The sequence below is a fragment of the Streptomyces sp. SCSIO 30461 genome (genome assembly GCF_037023745.1).
Lineage (GTDB): Bacteria > Actinomycetota > Actinomycetes > Streptomycetales > Streptomycetaceae > Streptomyces.
On sequence record NZ_CP146101.1, the window covers coordinates 1,574,070 to 1,595,784 of the forward strand.

At 70.2% G+C, this 21,715-nt stretch carries 20 protein-coding genes and 2 tRNA genes; 12 read left to right on the forward strand and 10 right to left on the reverse strand.

What is annotated here, in order from left to right:
* Window positions 1-4: 4 nt before the first annotated feature.
* On the forward strand, window positions 5-760 hold the full coding sequence (locus V1460_RS07220; protein WP_338672836.1) for an AIM24 family protein: 756 nt from the start codon (window positions 5-7) through the stop codon (window positions 758-760).
* A 51-nt stretch (window positions 761-811) separates the two neighbouring features.
* Here the strand turns inward: V1460_RS07220 and V1460_RS07225 are convergent, their stop codons facing one another.
* Complete coding sequence (locus tag V1460_RS07225) at window positions 812-1,333, reverse strand: NUDIX hydrolase (protein WP_338672837.1); 522 nt, start codon at window positions 1,331-1,333, stop codon at window positions 812-814.
* Window positions 1,330-2,784, reverse strand: coding sequence for a zinc-dependent metalloprotease (locus V1460_RS07230; protein ID WP_338672838.1), 1,455 nt, complete (start codon window positions 2,782-2,784; stop codon window positions 1,330-1,332). Before V1460_RS07230 ends, V1460_RS07225 begins: the two co-directional genes overlap by 4 nt.
* Before the next feature lie 267 nt (window positions 2,785-3,051).
* Here V1460_RS07230 and V1460_RS07235 point away from each other — a divergent pair, with 267 nt between their 5' ends.
* The 4 genes from V1460_RS07235 to V1460_RS07250 all read left to right on the forward strand — a co-directional run bounded on the left by V1460_RS07235 (window position 3,052) and on the right by V1460_RS07250 (window position 6,367).
* Complete coding sequence (locus V1460_RS07235; RefSeq protein ID WP_338672839.1) at window positions 3,052-4,185, forward strand: SDR family oxidoreductase; 1,134 nt, start codon at window positions 3,052-3,054, stop codon at window positions 4,183-4,185.
* 94 nt (window positions 4,186-4,279) lie between these two features.
* Window positions 4,280-4,738, forward strand: coding sequence for a molybdenum cofactor biosynthesis protein MoaE (locus V1460_RS07240; protein ID WP_338672840.1), 459 nt, complete (start codon window positions 4,280-4,282; stop codon window positions 4,736-4,738).
* A gap of 240 nt (window positions 4,739-4,978) precedes the next feature.
* Entirely contained in the window at window positions 4,979-5,149 is a 171-nt protein-coding gene (locus V1460_RS07245) for a hypothetical protein (protein ID WP_338672842.1), read from the forward strand.
* A gap of 129 nt (window positions 5,150-5,278) precedes the next feature.
* Entirely contained in the window at window positions 5,279-6,367 is a 1,089-nt protein-coding gene (locus tag V1460_RS07250; RefSeq protein WP_338672844.1) for a PDZ domain-containing protein, read from the forward strand.
* 74 nt (window positions 6,368-6,441) lie between these two features.
* Here V1460_RS07250 and V1460_RS07255 read toward each other — a convergent pair whose 3' ends face one another.
* The gene (locus tag V1460_RS07255; RefSeq protein ID WP_338672846.1) at window positions 6,442-7,038 is read right to left on the reverse strand and encodes a PPA1309 family protein; all 597 of its coding nucleotides are present in this window, start codon (window positions 7,036-7,038) and stop codon (window positions 6,442-6,444) included.
* A 180-nt stretch (window positions 7,039-7,218) separates the two neighbouring features.
* Here V1460_RS07255 and V1460_RS07260 point away from each other — a divergent pair, with 180 nt between their 5' ends.
* From V1460_RS07260 to V1460_RS07275, 4 genes are all read left to right on the forward strand, one after another.
* Window positions 7,219-10,197, forward strand: a complete 2,979-nt coding sequence (locus tag V1460_RS07260) for a UPF0182 family protein (RefSeq protein WP_338677935.1) — start codon at window positions 7,219-7,221, stop codon at window positions 10,195-10,197.
* 115 nt (window positions 10,198-10,312) lie between these two features.
* Window positions 10,313-10,386, forward strand: a tRNA-Met gene (locus V1460_RS07265).
* 227 nt (window positions 10,387-10,613) lie between these two features.
* Window positions 10,614-12,899, forward strand: a complete 2,286-nt coding sequence (locus tag V1460_RS07270) for a sel1 repeat family protein (RefSeq protein WP_338672847.1) — start codon at window positions 10,614-10,616, stop codon at window positions 12,897-12,899.
* A 145-nt stretch (window positions 12,900-13,044) separates the two neighbouring features.
* Window positions 13,045-13,118 (forward strand) — tRNA-Met (locus V1460_RS07275).
* Between the two features lie 127 nt (window positions 13,119-13,245).
* Here V1460_RS07275 and V1460_RS07280 read toward each other — a convergent pair.
* The 3 genes from V1460_RS07280 to hisN all read right to left on the reverse strand — a co-directional run bounded on the left by V1460_RS07280 (window position 13,246) and on the right by hisN (window position 15,220).
* The gene (locus V1460_RS07280; RefSeq protein ID WP_338672848.1) at window positions 13,246-13,662 is read right to left on the reverse strand and encodes a transcriptional repressor; all 417 of its coding nucleotides are present in this window, start codon (window positions 13,660-13,662) and stop codon (window positions 13,246-13,248) included.
* A 179-nt stretch (window positions 13,663-13,841) separates the two neighbouring features.
* Window positions 13,842-14,243, reverse strand: a complete 402-nt coding sequence (locus tag V1460_RS07285; RefSeq protein WP_338672849.1) for a CBS domain-containing protein — start codon at window positions 14,241-14,243, stop codon at window positions 13,842-13,844.
* A gap of 176 nt (window positions 14,244-14,419) precedes the next feature.
* Window positions 14,420-15,220 carry a histidinol-phosphatase gene (gene hisN / locus V1460_RS07290; protein WP_338672850.1) on the reverse strand — a complete coding sequence of 267 codons (801 nt, stop codon included), beginning with the start codon at window positions 15,218-15,220 and terminating at the stop codon, window positions 14,420-14,422.
* A 163-nt stretch (window positions 15,221-15,383) separates the two neighbouring features.
* Between hisN and V1460_RS07295 the strand changes: the two genes are divergently transcribed.
* Window positions 15,384-16,142: a TetR/AcrR family transcriptional regulator gene (locus V1460_RS07295; protein WP_338672852.1), complete on the forward strand. Its 759-nt coding sequence runs from the start codon at window positions 15,384-15,386 to the stop codon at window positions 16,140-16,142.
* On the opposite strand, the gene V1460_RS07300 is transcribed toward V1460_RS07295, so the two are convergent.
* From V1460_RS07300 to V1460_RS07315, 4 genes are all read right to left on the reverse strand, one after another.
* The gene (locus V1460_RS07300) at window positions 16,108-16,431 is read right to left on the reverse strand and encodes a multidrug efflux SMR transporter (protein ID WP_338672854.1); all 324 of its coding nucleotides are present in this window, start codon (window positions 16,429-16,431) and stop codon (window positions 16,108-16,110) included. The two genes, V1460_RS07295 and V1460_RS07300, sit on opposite strands and share 35 nt — an antisense overlap.
* 320 nt (window positions 16,432-16,751) lie before the next feature.
* Window positions 16,752-17,792 carry a ribosome small subunit-dependent GTPase A gene (rsgA, locus tag V1460_RS07305; protein ID WP_338672856.1) on the reverse strand — a complete coding sequence of 347 codons (1,041 nt, stop codon included), beginning with the start codon at window positions 17,790-17,792 and terminating at the stop codon, window positions 16,752-16,754.
* Between the two features lie 12 nt (window positions 17,793-17,804).
* A complete protein-coding gene (gene aroA / locus V1460_RS07310; RefSeq protein WP_338672857.1) occupies window positions 17,805-19,145 on the reverse strand; it encodes a 3-phosphoshikimate 1-carboxyvinyltransferase in 1,341 nt (446 codons plus the stop codon).
* 165 nt (window positions 19,146-19,310) lie between these two features.
* Window positions 19,311-20,003, reverse strand: a complete 693-nt coding sequence (locus tag V1460_RS07315) for a M50 family metallopeptidase (protein ID WP_338672859.1) — start codon at window positions 20,001-20,003, stop codon at window positions 19,311-19,313.
* Between the two features lie 49 nt (window positions 20,004-20,052).
* On the opposite strand from V1460_RS07315, the gene V1460_RS07320 reads away from it, so the two are divergent.
* Window positions 20,053-20,868: an SOS response-associated peptidase gene (locus tag V1460_RS07320; RefSeq protein WP_338672861.1), complete on the forward strand. Its 816-nt coding sequence runs from the start codon at window positions 20,053-20,055 to the stop codon at window positions 20,866-20,868.
* A gap of 127 nt (window positions 20,869-20,995) precedes the next feature.
* Window positions 20,996-21,637: an alpha/beta family hydrolase gene (locus V1460_RS07325; RefSeq protein ID WP_338677937.1), complete on the forward strand. Its 642-nt coding sequence runs from the start codon at window positions 20,996-20,998 to the stop codon at window positions 21,635-21,637.
* Window positions 21,638-21,715: the final 78 nt, after the last annotated feature.

Consider the following 21,715-nt stretch of genomic DNA (forward strand, 5'->3'; position numbering starts at 1 on the left):
CACCATGCAGAGCCCGCTTTTCAGCTACGCCGAACTGCAGTCCCAGGATCGGTACGTCGTCCAGAACCCGCAGCTCCTGCGGGTGGTGCTCACCGGACACGACGATGTCCTCGCCCGCAAGGGCGCCATGGTCGCCTATCAGGGACTCGTCGACTTCGATGGCGAGTACCAGTCGGGGAACCAGCGGCGAGCCCGCGCCCGCACCGGTGAGGGCCTCGACCTGATGCGCTGCTCCGGCCAGGGCACGGTCTACTTGGCCAACCTCGCGCAGTACATCCATGTGGTGGACGTCGAGCAGGAGGGCATGACCGTCGACAGCGCCTATGTGCTGGCGCTCGACTCCGGTCTGCACACCGAGGTCATCGCCGTGGACAGCCAGTACGGGATCTCCGGCTCCGGGAAGTACCAGCTCAACATCTCCGGGCGGGGCAAGGTCGCCCTTATGACATCGGGGCAGCCGCTGATGATGCAGGTCACTCCGGACAAGTACGTCAACGTGGACGCGGACGCGATCGTCGCCTGGTCCTCTTCGCTGCGGGTCCAGATGCAGGCCCAGACCCATTCCTCAGGGGTGTGGCGGCGCCGGGGCAACACAGGAGAGGGCTGGGAGCTCAGCTTCCTCGGGCAGGGCTTCGCCCTGGTACAGCCCAGTGAGCTGCTTCCGCCGCAGAACGCCCAGATCGGGCCTGGCGCGCGGGCGCAGTTCGGAATGGGCCAGCACGGCTCGCACTCCCAGAACCAGGGCAACGTCTGGAGCTGAGCGTCCTTCGGGAGGGACGGGGCCCAGGCCCCGCCCCTCCCGGGCACTCCGTCACAGCCTGGCGCGAGTGCGCTCCAGCAGCCGTACGACGGACTCGTCGGCCACCCCCGCCACGTCGTCGTACCCGAACCAGCGCAGATCCAGCGACTCGTCGCTGATCGCGGCCACTGCGTCCGGCCGTGCGACGGCCGCGTACTGCACGTCGAAGTGCCAGTGGCATGGCGCGGGGATCGGATGCCGGTCCAGCCGCACCGGTCCGCCCGGCAGTAGTTCGAGACCTGAGATGCCCGATTCCTCGGACCCCTCGCGCAGGGCCGCGGCCTCCAGAGTGGTGTCGCCCGGTTCGCAGTGGCCGCCCATCTGCAGCCACATGCCCAGCTTCTTGTGCAGGGTCAGCAGCACCCGGTCCCGGGACGGGTCGATCACCAGCGCACTGGCCGTCAGATGTCCGGCCGTGCAAGCCTTCCACATGCCATCCGGGTGGGCCGCCAGATGATCGAGGTAGTCCTGGCGCAGTTGTACCTGGTCCGTGTAGTCCTTCAGCACGTGGACGGCGTCGTCGTACAGGCTCACTTGTCGGTGTCGTCCTTGTCGCCGTCGCTGTTGCCGCCGCCGTGGCCTGTACCGCCCTCACCCCGGCCCTGCGCGGCCTCGCCGAGCATCTTGTCCCACTCGGAGAAGTCGAGCTGCTCGCGGTGCACGAAGCCGTCCGGGTCGTCGAGGTCGGACGCCGTCGGCAGCATGTCCGGGTGCTCCCACACAGCGTCGCGTCCGTCGAGCCCGCGCGCGTCGGTCAGCGATGCCCACAGTCGGGAGGCGTCCCGCAGCCGTCGCGGCCTCAGCTGGAGGCCGATCAACGTCGCGAAGGTCTGTTCGGCGGGACCACCGGAGGCGCGCCGGCGGCGCAGCGTCTCGCGCAGAGCGTCAGCCGACGTCAGCCGGTTCTTGGCGGCGTCGTGCACCACGGCGTCCACCCAGCCCTCGACCAGTGCCAGCGCTGTCTCCAGCCGAGCCAGGGCGGCCTTCTGCTCCGCGGTGTCCTCCGGCTGGAACATCCCCTGCTGGAGCGCCTCCTGCAACTGTTCCGGATGCGTCGGGTCGAACTGCCCGACCACGTCCTCCAGCTTGGTCGTGTCGACCTTGATACCCCGCGCGTAGCCATCGACCGCACCGAACAGGTGCGAACGCAGCCACGGCACATGGGCGAACAGCCGCTGGTGGGCGGCCTCGCGCAGGGCCAGGTACAGCCGGACCTCGTCCTTGGGGACGCCGAGGTCCTTGCCGAACGCGTCCACGTTCAGTGGGATCAGCGCGGCCTTGCCCGCAGGACCGAGCGGCAGCCCGATGTCCGTCGAGCCCACGACCTCGCCCGCCAGCACACCGATGGCCTGCCCGATCTGCTGGCCGAACATGGCGCCGCCCATGGAGCGCATCATGCCGATGAGCGGACCCGCCATCGCCTGCATCTCGTCGGGGAGCACGTCGCCCATGGCCGTGCCGACCCGCTCGGCCACCGGGTCGACCAGCTGCTGCCACGCGGGCAGGGTCGCCTCGACCCACTCGGCCCGGCTCCATGCCACGGCGCTCGTGGCACCCGACGGTAGCGACGTGGCTCCGTCGAGCCACAGGTCGGCGAGCCTCATGGCCTCCTCGACCGCCGAACGCTCGGCCGGGCCCACGCTCGCGTCCTTTGTGCCGTCCTGGGTGCCCTGCGCCACCGTCTGGCGGGCGATCTGCTTGGCCATGTCCCAGTTCACCGGGCCGCCCTCGTAGCTCAGCATCTGCCCGAGCTGCTGGAAGGCCGCGCCGAGGTCGTTGGGATTCAGCGAGCCGAACATCGCGGCGAACGGGTTGTCGCCGCCTGGCCCTCCGGCGCCAGGGAAGCCGAACCCGAAGGGGTCGCCCGGCCCGCTCTGGCCGCCACCGGAACCCTGCCCACCTCCGGTGGGGTCCTTCTTCTTGCCCTCGTCGCCGTTCTCCGGCTCCTCCGGCGGAAGGCCGAATCCGAATGGGGTGTCACTCACGGGTTTCCTCGGCTCGTAGGGCCGCCGACTCCGGCCGGCGGCGAATGCCCGACAACACCACCAGCCTAAGCATGGACTGGCTGGCCGCGGTGGCGTCATCGGCCGACTCCGGTCGTAAGACCGCACGGATCCGGACCTGACCATGGCTGATCCGGACCGGACGAGGGCTGGGTGCTCCGCCGACCCGCTGGCTGCGGCAGGATGGACGCCACCTGGTACGTGCGCGGCTTTCGCGTACGTACTGAAGACAACCGCTGGAGACGCCTGGTGAGTTCCCCAGATCCGCAGGTTCGCGCAGCAGATCCGCAGGTTCGCGCAGCGCGAAACCCCCTCAGCCCCGGCGCGGGGCGCGGCCCCGTGGTCGCGGTGACCGGCGCCGCTTCGGGCATCGGAGAGCTGCTGACGGGGCGCCTCGTCGAATCCGACGAGATCAAGCAGGTCATCGCCATCGACGAGAGGCGTGGCGAGATCCCGGAGGCCCACTGGCACATCCTCGATGTACGGGACCCGGCGATCGCCGAGAAGCTGCGGGGCGTCGATGTCGTCGTGCACCTGGCACTCGACCTGGATCTGGAGACCGACTCCGCCGCCCGCACCGCGTACAACGTGCGCGGCACCCAGACCGTGCTCACAGCCGCCGCTGCCGCGGGCGTCCACCGGGTCGTGCTGTGTACCTCGGCCATGGTCTACGGGGCGCTGCCCGACAACGACGTCCCCCTGTCCGAGGACGCCGAGCTCCGGGCGACCGCCGAAGCCACCGGTGTCGGAGATCTGCTGGAGATCGAACGTTTGGGCCGCCGTGCCCCGCGCGCCCATCCCGGGCTGAACGTCACGGTGGTCAGGCCCGCGGTGCTGGTGGGCGGTACGGACACGGCACTGACCCGCTATTTCGAGTCACCGAGGCTGCTCGTCGTCGCCGGATCCCGGCCGACCTGGCAGTTCTGTCATGTCGAGGACCTGGTGGGTGCCCTGGAGTACGCGGCGCTCGAGAAGGTGGACGGTGAGTTCGCGGTCGGCTGCGACGGCTGGCTTGAGCAGGAGGAGGTCGAGGAACTCAGCGGCATCCGCCGGATGGAGCTGCCGTCAGCGGTCGCGCTGGGCGCTGCGGCCAGGCTGCACCGGATCGGCCTCACCCCGTCCCCCGCGGGCGACCTCGCGTACACGATGCACCCCTGGGTGGTCAGCGTCGGCAGGTTGCACGACGCCGGATGGCGGCCCCAGTGGACCAATGAGGAGGTGCTCGCCGCTTTGCTGCAGGAGGTCGAGGGCCGGCACACCGTGGCCGGGCGCCGTCTGGGACGCAAGGACGCCACCGCGGCGGCCGGCGCGGCGGGCGCGACCGTGGCGCTGCTGGGCACGGCAGCTCTGGTGCGGCGTGCACGCAAGAGGCGAGGGCTGTAGCGACCGCTCTTTGTAGGAGTCTCCAAACGCGGCCTGTGGCGCCCGGGGGAAAGCGCGGTTCCGGGGCGTCGACGTAGTGCGGCACGATGGAGGCATGGCAGACATGAGCGATCATCCCGGTGAGCGGGCGGCGGCGGACCCGATCCGGCTGCTGGAAATTCGCGAGACCGCGCTCTCGGTGGACGAGGTCTTCCGCGCCGTCGGGGATTCGGCGGCGGGCGGCACGGCGCTGTTCGTCGGCACGGTGCGCAATCATGACGGTGGCGCCGATGTCGACGCGCTCGGGTATTCCTGCCACCCCACGGCCGAGGCGGAGATGCGCCGTATCGCGGAGAAGGTCGTCGCCGAGTACCCGGTCCGCGCCCTGGCCGCCGTACACCGAGTGGGTGACCTTGAGGTCGGCGATCTCGCTGTCGTGGTCGCGGTCTCGTGCCCGCACCGCGGTGAGGCCTTCGAAGCCTGCCGGAAGCTGATCGACGGCCTGAAGCACGAAGTCCCCATCTGGAAGCACCAGCGCTTCTCCGACGGAACGAATGAATGGGTAGGTGCGTAGCACCCTCGACTGCCGGGGCACGGGCCTCTTTGCTGCGTATAGACCCTTAAACGCCTCTTTGGGGCGTACAGGTGTGCGTCATGGGTACCCGTGGAAGGACTGGCGGCAGGCTGGTCGAGGGTAGGAAACCGATTTGCGTAACTACCACCCTGCCAGCAGCGTTGAACAGACGGATGGTTAATCTGCTGATCGGCTAGCTGTAGCGGTGGTTGTACCAGTCCATGGGTCGGGAGGTAGGGGATGGCGGCACTTGCCTGGTTGCTCATTCCGCTTTTCGCCGCCGTCGGAGCGGCGATCTGGGGAAGCTGGGCCTCTCGCAGTCGAACTACCGGGGATATCGCCGAGCTGGCGGGCTATGCGAAGTTCCGGGACGCGATGGAGAAGTCCCATTCCGGTTCGGACGCCGCCTGACGTTCCTTCGCCGGTGTCGTTCCGACCTCGTACCGGCGCGCGCGTTCCAGTGGACGTGCGCTGGGCTCTCGCGCTCGTACGGCCCGTCCCGGCGAGTGCACTGGCGGACCAGTCCCGTACTGTCGTTCCATGCCACGCCGCACAGCGACGATGCTCGCCTCCACCCTCGTCCTCATTGTGCTGCTCTGCGTCGGCGTGTACATGGCGCCGCCGTACTCCGAGATGACCCCCGGCCCGACGGTGAACACACTCGGCGACGCCGGTGGCGAACCGGTGCTGCAGATTTCGGGCCGCAAGAGCTACCCGACCTCGGGGAACCTCAATATGACGACCGTCAGGGTGACGGGTGCCGAGTACCGGATGAACCTGGTCGAGGTCGTGTATGGCTGGCTGGCTCACGACAACGTGGTGGTGCCGCACGACACGCTCTACCCGGACGGCAAGACCGAGGAGCAGTCCAGCCAGGAGAACGCCGAAGAGTTCAGCCAGTCCCAGGAGAGCGCCAAGGTCGCCGCGCTGAAGCAGCTCGGTATCCCGGTGAGCACCCGTGTGGTGGTCTCCTCCGTCCGGAAGGGAAGCCCCGCCGAGGGCACGCTGCACGCGGGCGACGTGATCAAGGCCGTGGACGGTACGCCGGTCAACGAACCGGACCAGGTCGCCAAGGCCGTCACCAAGCACACCCCGGGCCGGCAGGTCGTCTTCACCGTCGTGCCCGCGAAGGAGGCAGCGGTCGCGGAGAAGGCGGGCAAGGAACCGTCCGCCACCCGGGAGGTGCGGGTGAAGACCGTGAAGTCCGGCGAGGGCGACCGGGCCGTCGTCGGCATCACCGCCGGTACGGACCACACCTTCCCGTTCACCATCGACATCAAGCTCGCCGACGTCGGCGGTCCCAGCGCGGGACTGATGTTCGCGCTGGGCATCGTGGACAAGCTCACTCCGGACGACCTGACCGGCGGCAGGTTCGTCGCCGGCACCGGCACGATCGATGAGAAGGGGATCGTCGGTCCGATCGGCGGGATCGAGATGAAGCTGGTCGGCGCGCGGGACGCGGGCGCGGACTTCTTCCTGACGCCGGAGGCCAACTGCGCGGCCGCCGCTTCGGACACCCCCGCCGGACTCACCCTGGTCAAGGTGAAGGCCATCAGCGATGCCGTTCAGTCCCTGGAGAAGATCCGCAGCGGGGACACCAAGGGCCTGCCCAGTTGCTCGAAGGGCTGATCGCCCCGGTACGGGCCCCGGCGCGGAACCGCGGCAGGGGGCCCATCCGGAGGCCACCCCCTGCCGCCGGGCCGTCACGCCTCGAACGTCGCCGAAAGGGCCTCCGCCAGGCCCGGCACCAGACCGGCACCGGTGAGCACCTGCGTCGGTGAGTCCTTCTCACGCAGTCGCAGCGCCGACTCCCGAGTCCCGTCGCGAAGTACGGCCACGGTCATCCGCACCTCCTGGCGGCCCGGATGCGCGGCCACCCACGCGGCCAGAGCGGACTCGTCGAGGCCATCCGGCACGGACGCCTCCGCGGACGGCGGCAGCATCAGCCGCTCCACGGTCAGAGCACAGCCCGCGACCGCTTCGGGCCAGGCGATCGTCCCGAGGAACTCGTCAAGCGGGGTGCCGGACGGGATCTCGTCCTGCTCCACCGGGGTCAGTGCGCTGGCCTGGTCGCCTTCCGCCAGCCCGAGCTGATCGGCGAGACCCGGCTCCTGGGCGCGCAGGCGTGCGGTGTCGACCAGGGCGAAGAGCCGCGCGGGCTGGTCCCAGCCCAGGCCGGACGCGTACTCGTCGATCTCGAGCACCGCGCGGGTCAGCGGGCTTCCCGCCACTGGGGTCCCGGCCGGGGACGGCTGGTCGTCAGACGATGAGGAGGACGATGAAGGGGAAACGTTGGACATGGCCAATATCCTGCCTCCTCGCCCCCCGCTGTCGGGAACTAGGTAAAGCATCAGTAAGTTCCATGAGTGGGCCCTACGATCGCCAGGGCCCGGGTATACCCGCGGCGCGCGGGTACGCTCGCACGCTTTCGCATGCTCTACACAACCGCGAACTTCGAGGGGCGCACGTTGGCTTTCCAGATGCCGGACCGCGGCGGAGGCCCTAGCGGGCCACGGATCAGAGTCGGTCGGCCGTCCCGGCGCGCCCGCACTCTGCTGATGACATTGGGCGTGCTGGCCGTCCTGGCCATGGCCTTCGTCATGTTCTCCGGGTTCTGGACCGACTGGCTCTGGTACCGCTCGGTGGACTACTTGTCCGTGTTCACGACCACCCTGTGGACCAAGGTCGGTCTCTTCGCGGTCTTCGGGCTGCTGATGGCGGCCGCGGTCGGGGTGAACATCTGGCTGGCCTACCGGCTGCGCCCGCCGCTCAGTGCGATGTCCATGGAGCAGCAGAGCCTCGACCGGTACCGCATGGGGGTCGCCCCGTACAAAAAGTGGGTTCTCCTCGCGATCACCGCTCTGGTCGGGCTGATCGCGGGCGCATCCGCGTCCACACAGTGGCGCACCTGGCTGATGTGGGTAAACGGAGTCCCGTTCGGGCAGAAGGACCCCCAGTTCGGTCTTGACGTGGCGTTCTTCGCGTTCGACCTGCCCTGGTACCGCTTCCTGCTCGGTTTCGGCTTCGCCGCGGCCGTGCTCTCGGTGATCGCCGCCGCACTCACCCACTACCTGTACGGCGGGCTGCGCGTCACCAGCCCCGGAGCCCGGGCCACCGCCGCGGCCACCGGGCACCTGTCGGTGCTGATCGGCCTCTTCGTCGCGTTCAAGGCCGTCGCCTACTGGCTCGACCGGTACGGCCTGGCGGTCAAGTCCAGCGACTTCAAGGCGGCCGGCAACTGGACGGGGCTGCGCTACGTCGACGCCAACGCCTATCTGCCGGCGAAGACGATCCTCTTCTGCATCGCCGCGATCTGCGCCGTGCTGTTCTTCGCGACCTTGTGGCGGCGCACCTGGCAGCTGCCGGTGATCGGCTTCGGTCTGATGGTCCTGTCGGCGATCCTGATCGGCGGCCTTTACCCGGCGATCGTGCAGAAGTTCCAGGTCCAGCCGAACGAGCAGGCCAAGGAAGCCCCGTACATCGAGAAGAACATCGAGGCGACGCGCAAGGCGTACGGCATCGACCAGACCAAGGCCGAGGACTACTCGGGCAAGGCCGATCCCAAGCGCAAGGCGCAGCAGCGCGAGCAGGCGGCGACCGCCGCCAGCTACCGGCTCGTCGACTCCAACGTGGTCTCGCCCGCCTTCCAGCAGCTCCAGCAGGAGCGCAAGTACTACCAGTTCCCGGCCACCCTTGATGTCGACCGGTACCGGGGTGCGGACGGCAAACCGCAGGACACGGTGATCGGGCTGCGGGAGCTCAACGTCCAGGGCATCCCCAAGCACAACTGGATCAACGACCACTTCACCTACACCCACGGTTACGGCGCGATCGCGGCCAAGGGCACCAACGCGATCACGAACGAGGACGAGGGCACGATCGGCTCGCCGGACTTCACCGAGTCCGGACTTCCCACGACCGGCCAGTTCGGGAAGTACGAGCAGCGGATCTACTATGGCGAGAAGACCGTGCAGTACTCGATCGTCGGCGGTCCGCAGAAGGAACTCGACTACGAGCGCAAGAGCGAGGGGGAAGCGACCACCAGCTACCGAGGCGAGAGCGGGGTCGATCTCTCCAACGCGTTCAACCGCGCGGCGTACGCCGTCGCGTTCAGCGAGCCGCAGATCCTCTACTCGGGTGCGATCGGCGAGGGCTCGCGGATCCTGTACAACCGCACGCCCAAGGAGCGCGTCGAAGCGGTGGCGCCCTGGCTCACCATCGACGGTGACGCCTACCCGGCGGTGGTCGACGGCCGCATCAAGTGGATCGTCGACGCCTACACCACCACCAACGGCTACCCCTACGCCTCGCGTACGACCCTGGGCGACACCACGGCCGACTCGCTGACCGACAGCCAGCGGGCCGTGGTCGCACAGCAGAACCAGGTCAACTACATCCGCAACTCGGTGAAGGCGACCGTCGACGCGTACGACGGCAAGGTCGACCTCTACCAGTGGGACACCGAGGACCCGGTCCTCAAGACCTGGATGAAGGCCTTCCCGGACACGGTGAAGCCCAAGGGCGACATCGCACCCGCCCTCAAGGCCCACCTTCGTTACCCGCAGGACATGTTCAAGGTCCAGCGGGAGCTGCTGACCCGGTACCACGTCACCGACGCCGACCAGTTCTACAGCGGCAGCGACGCCTGGCAGGTGCCGGACGACCCGACGAACAAGAACACCCGGACGGTCCCGCCGTACTACCTGAGCCTCAAGATGCCCGGGGACCCGGAGCAGAAGTTCTCGCTGACCACGACCTTCACCCCGAGCGGACGGCCCAACCTGGGGGCGTTCATGGCGGTGGATGCGGATGCGACGAGCGACAAGTACGGGTCGATAAGGCTGTTGAGAGTCACCTCGACCGTGCAGGGCCCGCAGCAGGTCCAGTCCGAGCTGAACGGTGTGCCCGAGGTCGCGACGTTCGTGCGCGACCTCAGGGGAACGGACTCGGACATCGAGTACGGCAACCTGCTGACCGTGCCGCTGGACGGAGGCTTCCTCTACATCGAGCCGGTCTACGCACGCGGTGGCACCGCCAATTACCCGCTGCTGAAGAAGGTCGCCGTGTCGTACGGCGGGAAGCCCGTCTTCAAGGACAGTCTTGCGGAGGCGCTCAACGCGGTGTTCGGAGTCGAAGGCACCGAGCAGCCGACGCCGACCACTCCGCAGCCTCCCGGCGACACGCAGCCGCCGCCGGCCACAGGCGACGCCGCTCTGCAGCAGGCCATCGCGGATGCCCAGAAGGCGTACGAGGAGGGGCAGGAAGCACTCAAGAAGAACGACTGGACGGCTTACGGCCGCGCCCAGGCGGACCTTCAGGCGGCGCTGGAGCGTGCGGCGGCGGCCCAGTCGTCCGGTTCGCAGCCATCGGCGCAGCAGCCGCAGTCACCGCCCGCGTCGTCAGCGCCGCCGACGACGCCCCGAGCCGCTCCATCGGCAGCCACTTCGCAGGCGCCGTAAGGCGATTGACGCGCTGAACGGAGATCAGCACCGTGCCCTGGCCGGCGGCGAAGCCCGTCCGCAAGGCCGCCGACCAGGGCACACCACGCGGCGTGGTACGGTAGTCGCACAACGACGCGGGGTGGAGCAGCTCGGTAGCTCGCTGGGCTCATAACCCAGAGGTCGCAGGTTCAAATCCTGTCCCCGCTACTGAAATGAAGGCCCGGATCCATCAGGATCCGGGCCTTCTTCATGCAGGCACGATCCTGTGTGTTCGCATGTGTGGGAAACCCGTGGGGGGAGAAGCGCGTGCCGTGGGGGCCGAGTTGGGCTGAGACGTGTTTGACTTGTCTCTCTGTGGGCATGTCGACAAAACGCTGAAGTGACCTCACTGGCTGCGATATACCAGGTGTGCGCGGGTTGCGGGTGGTGCGACGATGGGATTTATGGGGGACAGGGTAACTCTGTTGGGAACAGGGCGGTTTGCGCAGAGGCATACCGGAGCCGCGATGGCAGCGGTCGGAGTGGATGACGTCGAGGCAGGGAGCGCCCTTCGGCTTGCCGAGCGTGTTGCCGTGCCCCTGCCGGCCGCACCTGTCGACCCCGTTGGCCCCGCCGCTCCGATCGGGCCCGTCGGCCTCGCCGGTGCCACCGCTCCGGCCGGTGCCGCGGACCTCGCCGGTGCCGCTGCTCCGGCCGGACTCGCCGAGTCCGACGACTTTGACGAGCCCGACGAGCCCGACGAGCCCGCTGACCCCGACCGCTTCGGCGCCGGCCTCGACTCCGTCGCCGCCGGCGACACCGCCGAGGCGGAGGACGAGGCGCGGTACCGCCGTGCGGCCGAGGCCGGTGACATCGCGTCCATGAGCGTCCTCGGGGCCATACTGCTGCGCCGGGGCGACCTCGACGGCGCCGAGCCCCGGCTGCGAGCCGCAACCGCCGAAGGCGACCGCGCCGCCGCGAACAACCTGGGCGTGCTGCTTCACCAGCGCGGGTACCCGGACGAGGCCGCCGGCTGGTGGCGTATCGCCGCGGTCGCGGGTTCGGCCGCCGCCGCGCACGCACTGGGCCGGTACTACCGCGAGCGCGGGGACGAGCCCGCCGCTGAGTACTGGCTGCGCCAGTCCGCGGAGCAGGGGCACGCCCTCGGCTCCTACGCCCTGGCGGATCTGCTGGAACACCGAAGTGAGCCCGGAGCCGAGCGCTGGCTGCGCTCTGCTGCCGAGCGGGGGCATCGCGAGGCGGCGTACCGCTTGGCCGGCGTGTTGGAGCGGCGCGCGCGCGCCGCCGTCCGGGCCGCCGCTCCGGCGGTCCGGACGGCGTATGCGGGACTCACCATCGACACGGCGACGGACACCGTTCCGGCACCGCGCTGCGGCGACGGAACGGTGTCCGTGGGCGGATCCACCGGTGCGCGGCGGCTCACTGCCGATGGGGCCGTGCCCCGGCAGGCGGCGCGTGCGGGCGCTGCCATCGCGGACGATGCCGCGGACGGCGCCGACGCTGCCGAAGAGCTCTGGCGTGAAGCCGAACAGTGGTACCGCCAGGCGGCCGCACGAGGACACCGGCGAGCGGCGCTCCAGCTCGGGGCCGTCCTCGAACGGCGAGGTGAGCTGAGGGAGGCCGGACGCTGGTACCTCACCGCGGCCAAGGAGGGGGAGCCCCGCGCCGCCTGTGCGCTCGGTTTCCTGCTGCGGGACGCGGGCGATGAGGACGCCGCGGCCGTCTGGTGGCTGCGGGCTGCCAAGGAGGGCGATGGCAACGCTGCCAACGCGCTCGGCGCACTGCACGCCGCCCGCGGGGAGCAGCAGACCGCCGAGCGCTGGTACCGCGCGGCCATGGACGCGGGCGACGTCAACGGTGCGTACAACCTGGGTCTGCTCTGTGCCGCCCAGGACCGTACGGCCCAGGCCGAGCAGTGGTATCGCCGCGCCGCGTACGCCGGGCACCGTGAGGCTGCCAACGCCCTCGCGGTCCTCATCCTCCAGGCGGGCGATCCGACCGGCGCTGAGCCGTGGTTCTCCAAGGCCGCGGAAGCGGGCAGCGTGGACGCCGCGTTCAACCTCGGCATCCTGTACGCCGGGCGGGACGACGACAGGAGCGCGCTGCGCTGGTACGAGCGTGCTGCCACGGCCGGGCACACCGAGGCGGCGCTCCAGGTGGGTATGGCTCTGCTGCGCGACGGCGAGGACGGTCATGCGGAGCGCTATCTGCGGTGCGCGGCGGGCAGCGGCAGCGCCGAAGCGGCGTTCCGGCTCGCGACCGTGCTCGACGCCCGGCAGCCACCGCCGGGGGCGCCGGTGCTCGGGGAGCCGCTCGCGGAGAAGTCCGAGTGTGAGGAGTGGTACGAGCGGGCCGCCGAGCAGGGGCACCGGCGTGCGCAAGTGCGTGTCGGCATGCTGGCGGCCGCCCGGGGGGACCTGGTGGACGCGGTGCGCTGGTACCGGGAGGCAGCGGAGTCGGGCAGCCGCAACGGCGCGTTCAACCTCGGGCTGCTGCTCGCCCGTGAGGGTGACGAGCAGGAGGCCGCGCTCTGGTGGCAGCGCGCGGCGGACGCAGGGCACGGACGTGCGGCGCTGCGGCTGGCCCTGCTCTGTGCGCGGCGGGGCGAGCTGGTGGAGGCGCAGCAGTGGTGCGGCCGGGCGGTGACGCTGGGTCCGGCTGAGGTCGCCGAACGAGCGGCCCGGCTGAGGGACGCACTCAGTCAGGAGCTGACGGCCTGAGCGTCGGGGTCGGGGCGCGCGAGCCGGCCGACACCTCATGTCGGCCGGGCGGGCCTGGTGCGGGCCGGTGGTGAGCCCGGGCCGCGCGGCCCGGGCTCAGGATTTTGCACTGGCCGTCGGCTTCCCGTACTGTTGTGTTCACCGACGCGGGGTGGAGCAGCTCGGTAGCTCGCTGGGCTCATAACCCAGAGGTCGCAGGTTCAAATCCTGTCCCCGCTACTCAAGACCGAAGGCCCGGAAGCTGATGCTTCCGGGCCTTCGGCGTTCGTACGCCCCGGTCGGACCGCCGCGTACGACGACGACACCGGTTGACGTTGACGTTTACGGGGGCGCGGGTTACGTGGGGTTACGCCGTCGTGCAGTTCGGGCAGAGGCCGCGGTAGGTGACCTCGACGTCGGAGATCGTGAAGCCGAAGCGCTCCGCGTCGGGGAGGGCGGTCAGCGGGTTGCCCGTCGGGTGTACATCGCGGATCGTGCCGCATCGCGAGCAGACCAGATGCTGGTGCGGGTGGTGCGCGTTCGGGTCGTAGCGCTTGGCGCGCCGGTCCGTGGAGACTTCCAGTACCTCTCCGAGCGAGACCAGCTCACCCAGCGTGTTGTAGACCGTCGCCCGGGAGATCTCGGGCAGCCGCTCGACGGCGCGCGCGTGCACCTCGTCGGCGGTCAGGTGGACGTGCTCGCCGTCGAGGACCTCGGCGACGACGCGCCGCTGCGCGGTCATGCGCCAACCGCGTCCGCGCAGTCGTTCCAACAGGTCACTCATACGTATCAGCCTAACAGTCAGTGGCGGGACTTAGACAATGTCCATTGTAAGAACGGGCGCAGCCGACAGCGGGAGTGGGCCCGTAGGAGCGTCTTCACCCCGCTGCCGACATGCCTGACTGTGATCGCTCGGATCCTGATCGGCGCGTCTGCGTCGCCGCTCGCGCCGGCTCCGCGTGGCTACCCCGTGAGTGTCGTTTTGCGCTGACGCGCGGGTATCCAGCAGCGGATGATGTCACGCACGGAGACGATGCCGATGGGCTCGGTGTCGTCCAGCACGATGAGGTGGCGGAAGCCGCCGTGAGCCATGGCCCCCGCCGCTGCTTCCAGTGTCCACGAGGGGGCGGCGAAGACGATGTCGGTGGTGGTGTGGGCGCCCGACGCTTCGAGGTCCGGGTCCTGGCCCGCGCCGAGTGAGTTCAGGATGTCGCGTTCGGTGAGGATGCCGAGGCCGCTGGTGTCGGGGTCGAGGACGATGGCCGCTCCGACACGGCGGCCGGACATCAGCCGGGCTGCCTGTCGCAGGGTGTGGGCGGGGCCGATGGTGAGGACAACGGTGCTCATGGCGTCACGGACGAGCATGGACGGAGCCACCTCCTTGGGTGAACCCCCCCGGTGGACAGGACTCGGCGACGCGGCTGGCGTCTGAGAAATTGTTCACAAGTTCACAAGTGGGGGGACTCTCAGAGTCCCAGCGAATCGCGATGCCAACAAGGGGTGGTGCGTGGCCTGTTGGGGGCGTGCGGGGTGCGTACCCGTCAGCGGCGCGGGTCGAGGAAATCGAGCAGCTCCGCGTGCAGCAGCCCGTTCGATGCCGCGGCGTTGCCGCTGTGCGGCCCCGGAACGCCGTCGAGCCCGGTGAAGCTGCCCCCCGCCTCCTGGACGATGATCGCGTTCGCGGCCATGTCCCACAGTGACAGCTCCGGTTCGGCGCAGATGTCCACCGAGCCTTCGGCGACCATCATGTAGGGCCAGAAATCGCCGTACGCACGGGTGCGCCAGACGGACCTGGTCAGGTCCAGGAAGTCGTTCAGCCTGCCGCGCTCCTCCCAGCCGCTCAGCGAGGAGTACGCGAAGGAGGCGTCGGAGAGTCGGGACACCTTGGAGACGCCCAGTCGGGTCGCCGACGACAGGCTGCGGCCCGAGTAGGCCCCCGCGCCTTTCGCCGCCCACCAGCGACGCCCCAGGGCGGGCGCGGACACAACGCCCACGACCGGTTGGTAGCCACCCTCACCGGCCTCCATCAGGGAGATCAGGGTCGCCCAGACGGGCACGCCGCGTACGTAGTTCTTGGTCCCGTCGATGGGATCGATGACCCAGCGCCGCGGCCCCGTGCCCTCGATGCCGTACTCTTCGCCGAGGATCGCGTCACGTGGCCTGGCGCGCTGGAGCTGGGAGCGGATCAGCTCCTCGGCGGCCTTGTCGGCCTCGCTCACCGGTGTCATGTCCGGCTTGTTCTCGACCTTCAGGTCGAGTGCCTTGAACCGGTCCATCGTCGCCGCGTCGGCGGCGTCCGCGAGGACATGGGCAAGACGCAGATCATCGTGATAGTCGGCCATGGCCGCACTCTACTGCCGACGGGGGAGGGCGGGACTCCGAGGCCCTCTTGACGATGTGTGCCGATACGTCAACTCTGAGCGCAGAGATGCCGGTACGCGAAGTCGGTGAGGCCCGCGCGGTCCACGAGGTCCGCGAAGCCCCGCCCCCGCCTGGGAGGCGACGATGCCCACAGCCCGCGAAGCACTGCTGTACGCCGCCCTCACCGCACTGTCCGAGCTGCCTTGGTCAGGGATCCGCATGGTCGATGTCGCCGTGGCGGCCGGAGTGTCACGGCAGACGCTGTACAACGAGTTCGGCAGCAAGGAGGGTCTCGCCCGCGCCCTCGTGCGGCGTGAGGCCGACTCCTACATCCACGGCATCGACCGCATCCTGAGCCGGGGCCGGGCCGCGGACTGCGCCGAGCGCCTGGCGGTGATCGCCGAGTGGACCGTGAGCGAGGCCCGCGCCCGGCCGCTGCTGTACGCCCTGCTCACCGGCTGCTGGGGCGAGCGACTTCCCGCTCCCCGGGCCGGCCTTTCCGTGTCGCGAGCCGTCGTCCCCGCACAGCGGCGTGCCGACGCCGGACATCCGGCACCGGAGGAACTGGTCGCCGCGGTGCGTGACCGCATCGCCGCCGTGTTCGAACACGAAGGCAGGGGGCGTACGAGTAGAGAGGACCCTGTGGAGCTGGCGCGGCGCTGCGAACTGGCCGTCAGGCTCGCGCTGTCCTGCGTCGTGGCGCCACCGCCCGGGAGTGGCCCAGGGGTCGGCTCGCTGGTCCGTCACACGGTCGGTGGTGTCGGCGGAACAGGCGCCGCCAGGGGTGCGGGCGGCGCCAGAGGGGGGAGAGGAACCGGTGGAGTCGGCAGCCCCAGGGGAATCGGTGGACCCACTGGTGCCGGCGACATCAGTGGCTCGACCCCGAGAGCTGGAGGCCGATGACCCCTGCGATGACCAGTGTGATCGAGACGATCTTGAGGGTCGATGTGACCTCGTTCAGGAAGACCATGCCGTAGATGGCCGTCCCCGCCGCCCCGATACCGGTCCACACCGCATACGCGGGACCCACGTCCAGCTTGCGCAGCGAAAGGGTGAGCAGACCGAAGCTGCCCAGAGCGAACACCGCGAAAGCGATCGTCGGCCACAGCCGGGTGAAACCGTGCGAGAGCTTGAGACAGACCGCGAAACCCGTCTCCAGGAGCCCGGCGACCACTACGAGCAGCCACGCCATGGTGTGTGCCTCCCGCGTCGGTGACTGCTTCGTGTCACTTGGTGCGAGTATGCACTTACCAGGAGCGGGCACCCGCAAACGCGCGAGCCAAGACCATCCGCGTCGCCGCTGTCCGGGGCGGCGCGCGGGAACGAGGGGCTGTGCGGAGCCGTCATCGCGGCGGGCGTTGCACGCTTGGGCGGCGAAGGCCACGCCGACGCACCGGACGCCGAGGAGCGGATGCGGAACGTGCCGCGGTCACCGCACCATTGAGCCGGTAGGGCGCCCCCTCGGCGACCGCCGGGGCGCCCCTACCGGCCCGTGACGTCGGACGAGGCCCCTCAGTCGCCGTCGCGCCGCTCGCGCGTGGACAGCAGCCGCCGCAGGGAGTACAGCCGCGCCGGATCGGCGTGTCCCTGCTCCACCCACTCGTCCAGCGCGCAGTCCGGTTCGTCGTGCGAACAGGCGCGGGGGCAGCCCTCCGTGCCCGTCTCCAGGTCCGGGAAGGCGTGGATGACCCGCGAGGGGTCGATGTGGTGCAGCCCGAAGGAACGCACCCCGGGGGTGTCGACCACCCAGCCTTCGTGCCCGACCTCCGGGACGGCCGAGCCGCCCGTGCCCGCCAGCGGCAGCGCCAGAGCCGAAGTCGTGGTGTGCCGGCCGCGGCCCGTGACCGCGTTGACATGGCCGGTCGTACGCCTGCGATCCTCCGGCACCAACGCGTTCACCAGAGTGGTCTTGCCGACGCCCGAATGCCCGACGAAAGCGGTGATCCGCCCGCCGAGGTGTTCGCGTACCCGGTCGGCGGCGTCCCCTCCGTACAGCTCTTCGCGCGAGGTCACGACATACGGGATGTCCAGTGCCCCGTAGAGCTCCAGCAGCTTCTCCGGCCCGGCCAGATCCGACTTGGTCAGCACCAGCAGCGGCTCGAGGCCCCCGTCGTAGGCCGCGACCAGGCAGCGGTCGATCAGTCGCGGCCGAGGCTCGGGATCGGCGAGGGCCGTGACGATGGCGAGCTGGTCGGCGTTGGCGACCACGACCCGCTCGTACGGATCGTCGTCGTCGGCGGTGCGCCGCAGCACGGAGGACCGTTCCTCGATGCGGACGATTCGGGCGAGGGTGTCCTTGTTGCCCGACAGGTCCCCGACCAGACCGACCCGGTCCCCGACGACGGCCGCCTTGCGACCCAGCTCGCGAGCCTTCATCGCCATGATGGTGCGTCCGTCGACGAGGCAGGTCAGCCTGCCGCGGTCCACGGTCAGGACCATGCCCTCGGCCGCGTCCTCGTGTTTCGGTCTGATGTTCGTGCGCGGGCGATTGCCCTTGCGGTTGGGGCGTACGCGGACGTCGTCCTCGTCGGTGTGCTTTCCGTAGCGGCGCATGTCCTGCTCCGCTCAGTTGCCCGCGAGCATGTCGGTCCACATCCTCGGGAAGCCGGGCAGGGTCTTGGCGGTCGTCGCCACGTTCTCGATCTCGACCCCGGGGACGGCGAGGCCGATGATCGCACCGGCGGTGGCCATCCGGTGGTCGTCATAGGTGTGGAACACCCCGCCGTGCAGCGGCATCGGCCGGATGCGCAGTCCGTCCGCGGTCTCCGTCACATCCCCGCCAAGCTCGTTGATCTCCTTGGTGAGCGCGGCGAGCCGGTCGGTTTCGTGCAGCCGCAGGTGTGCGACACCGCGCAGTGTCGAAGGGGAGTCGGCGAGCGCCGCCACCGCGGCGATGCCCGGGGTCAGTTCGCCGACCTCGCCGAGGTCGACGTCGATGCCGTGGACACGGCCCGTGCCGCTGAAGGTCAGACCGGAGTCGGTGAGCTCGCAGGAACCCCCCATCTCGGTGAAGATCTCCCGCAGCGCGTCTCCTGGCTGGGTGGTCCGCTCCGGCCAGTCGGGGACCGTGACCCGTCCGCCCGTCACCAGCGCCGCCGCCAGGAAGGGCTGGGCGTTGGACAGATCGGGTTCCACGGTCAGGTCCCGGCCGAGCAGGGCGCCGCTGCGGACCCGCCACACATCGGGCTCGCCACCGGTCTCCGGCTCGTCCACCTGCGCCCCGACCGCACGCAGCATGTCCACGGTCATTCGGATATGCGGCATCGACGGCAGGGTGGAGCCGGTGTGCCGCACCTCCACGCCCTGGTTGAACCGCGGCGCGGACAGCAGCAGGGCGGACACGAACTGCGAGGACGAGGAGGCGTCGATCTCGACCGGTCCGCCGTCCAGTGCGCCGCCGCCGTGCACGGTCATCGGGAGGGCGCCCCGCCCGTCGTCGTCGATCCGGGCGCCGAGCGCGCGCAGCCCGTCGATCACCCCGCCGAGCGGGCGCTCGTACGAACGTGGGTCGCCGTCGAAGCGGATGGGCCCGTCGGCCAAGGTGGCCACGGGCGGCAGGAAACGCATCACGGTGCCGGCGTTGCCGACGTCGACGGTGGCGGGGCCGTGCAGCCCGGCCGGGATGATCCGCCAGGCCTCGCCGCTGTCGGGTCCGCCGGTGCCGGTGGAACTGGAGGACACCTGCTCCTCGATGCCGACGCCCATCGCCCTCAGGGCCTCGGCCATCAGCAGGGTGTCGCGGGAGCGCAGCGGACGGCGCAGCCAGCCCGGTTCCGCGGCCAGCGCCGCGAGCACGAGCGCGCGGTTGGTGACCGACTTGGATCCGGGCACGGTGACCGTCGCGTGGACGGGCCCGCTTGCGTGAGGGGCGGGCCAGAGGTCGTGGTGCACGGAGCTGTCGGTCATGGCCATCACTTTAGTGGGCGTCGGGCCTGGGAGCCGTTCCCCGACCGGTCGATGGACACCGCCGCCGCGCCGATCACGCCCTCGCGCTGGTCACGAAGGCCGGTGTGCCTCGCTCACGCCGTGTTGCCCGCTCATCGCGGCGCTCTCGTCGCGTGCCGGCCCCGTTCACAGACCGAGCAGCCAGCGACCGCCTCCGATCAGCGCGCACAGCGACACCGAGTGAAAGAGGAAGAACCACATCGCGGGCGGCACGTGAGTCAGCCGCGCCAGCTGGTCCGCGTCCGAGTCGGGCGCTCCTCCGTGCCGGCGCTTCGACTGGAGCTCGAACGCCGGGCGCACCCCGCCGAGCAGCAGGAACCACACCGCCGTGTAGGCGAACCCCGCCTGCACCAGTGGGCCGGTCAGCCAGGACACCAGCAGGAAGGCCGAGCCGGTCAGGATCACGGTGAGCGCCCCGTAAGCGTTGCGGATCATCACCAGCATCGCGAGCAGCAGCGCGGTCGCGATCCACAGCAGCAGCGTGATCCGGTGCGCGGCGAGCAGCCAGGCGCCGCCCAGTCCGAGCAGCGGCGGCGCGGTGTAACCGGCCGCCGCGGTGAGGATCATGCCGAGCCCGGTCGGCTTGCCCCGGCTGACAGTGAGCCCGCTGGTGTCGGAGTGCAGCCGGATGCCGTCCAGCCGCCGCCCGGTGGCCAGGGCGATCAGTCCGTGGCCGCCCTCGTGGGCGATCGTGATCGCGTTCCGCGACAGCCGCCACACCGCGTGCGGGACGACCGCGGCGAGAGCGAGCACGGCGGTGCCTATGACCAGCCACAGTTCCGGGGCGGGCTGGGTGCCGAAGATTTCGCTGCTGGCCATTTTCGGGGAGGCTCCTCGGGACGCGGGCGGTCGTGGCAGTGTGGCACTCATGTGCGGTAGGTATGCAGCGAGTCGCAGGCCCGAGGACCTCACGGGGCTCTTTCAGGTCGAGAAGTGGGAGCCGGCGGAGACCCTGGCTCCTGACTGGAACGTGGCTCCCACAAAGGAGGTCTACGCGGTACTCGAACGTCCTGTGAAGGACGCGGTGGACCACCGTCCGGTTCGCCAGCTGCGGAAACTCAAGTGGGGCCTGGTCCCGTCCTTTGCCAAGAACCCCGAGGGCGCTGCCCGAATGATCAACGCCCGCGCGGAGACCGTCCACGAGAAGCCCTCGTTCCGGCGGCCCTTCAGCGCCCGCCGCTGCATCCTGCCCGCGGACGGCTACTACGAGTGGGTCACCGGGGTCGAGGAGCGGGAACTGGAGGTCCAGGGCAGGAAGAAGAGGCCGCGCAAGCAGCCGTACTTCGTCACGCCCGCCGACGGGTCGGTCTTCGCGATGGCGGGTCTGTACGAGTTCTGGCGGGACCGGACCCTGCCGGACGATCATCCGCAGTCGTGGTGGGTGACCTGCTCGGTGATCACCACCGAGGCGGAGTCGGGCCCGCTCGCGGTCGCCCCCGCCGACGGCCCGCGGTCGCTGTCCGACATCCACCCGCGGATGCCGCTGATGCTGCCCCCGGACCGCTGGGACGCCTGGCTCGACCCGGCGCACACCGACGTCGACGAGCTGCGGGAGCTGCTCGCTCCGCCACCGGGCGGGTTGATGCGGGCGTATCCGGTGCCGACGGCCGTCAGCAACGTACGCAACAACGGCCCCGAGCTGCTGGAGGAGCTGGCGGCACCTGAGGTGGGCACGCTCTTCTGAATCGCCATCGCTGGTTCGTCCCGCTGGTTCGTCCGGCTTGGTTCGTCCGGCGAATCGCCCCGCTGATTCGCTCCGCCGGTTTCCCGGTGCCGCCGTTCGCTGATGTGAGACTGCTCGCGTGACCGCCATGACGGAGAGTGAGATCGTCGAGACCCCCGCCGGGGACGCCCGGATCACCTGGCACCCTGCCCGGGGAAAGGACAAGGCCCAGCTCGTGCTGGCCGTGAGCCATGGAGCGGGAGGCGGCATCGAGGCGGGCGATCTGCAGGCGCTCGCCGGCGCACTGCCCTCATCCGGGGTGACCGTCGCCCTGGTGGAGCAGCCCTGGCGGGTGGCCGGCCAGAAGGTCGCGCCCGCACCCAGGAACCTGGACGCCGGCTGGCGGGGGCTGTGGCCCGCGCTGGAGAAGAGGGGGCTGCCGATCGTCGCGGGCGGGCGCAGCGCCGGTGCGCGCGTGGCGTGCCGTACGGCGCGCGAGCTCGGAGCCCGGGCCGTACTCGCGCTGAGCTTCCCGCTGCACCCACCGGGCCGTCCGGAGAGGTCCCGGGCCGACGAACTGCTCGGTGCGGGGGTTCCCGTGCTGGTCGTCCAGGGCGGGAACGATCCCTTCGGGAGGCCGGAGGAGTTCCCCGAGGGGGAGTACGAGCTGATCGCGGTCGACTCCGCCGATCACGGGCTTTCCGTGCCCAAGCGGGCGCCGCTGAGCCAGGAGGAGGCGCTGGCGGTGGTGGTGGACGGTGTCCGGAAGTGGATCAGGGGGCCGGTGTGAGGCGGGGGCGCCGCCGTGTGGCCGGGTGGCCTGGCATGAGGCCGGGGCGCAGCCGGGGCGCGACGGAGCACGAAGAGC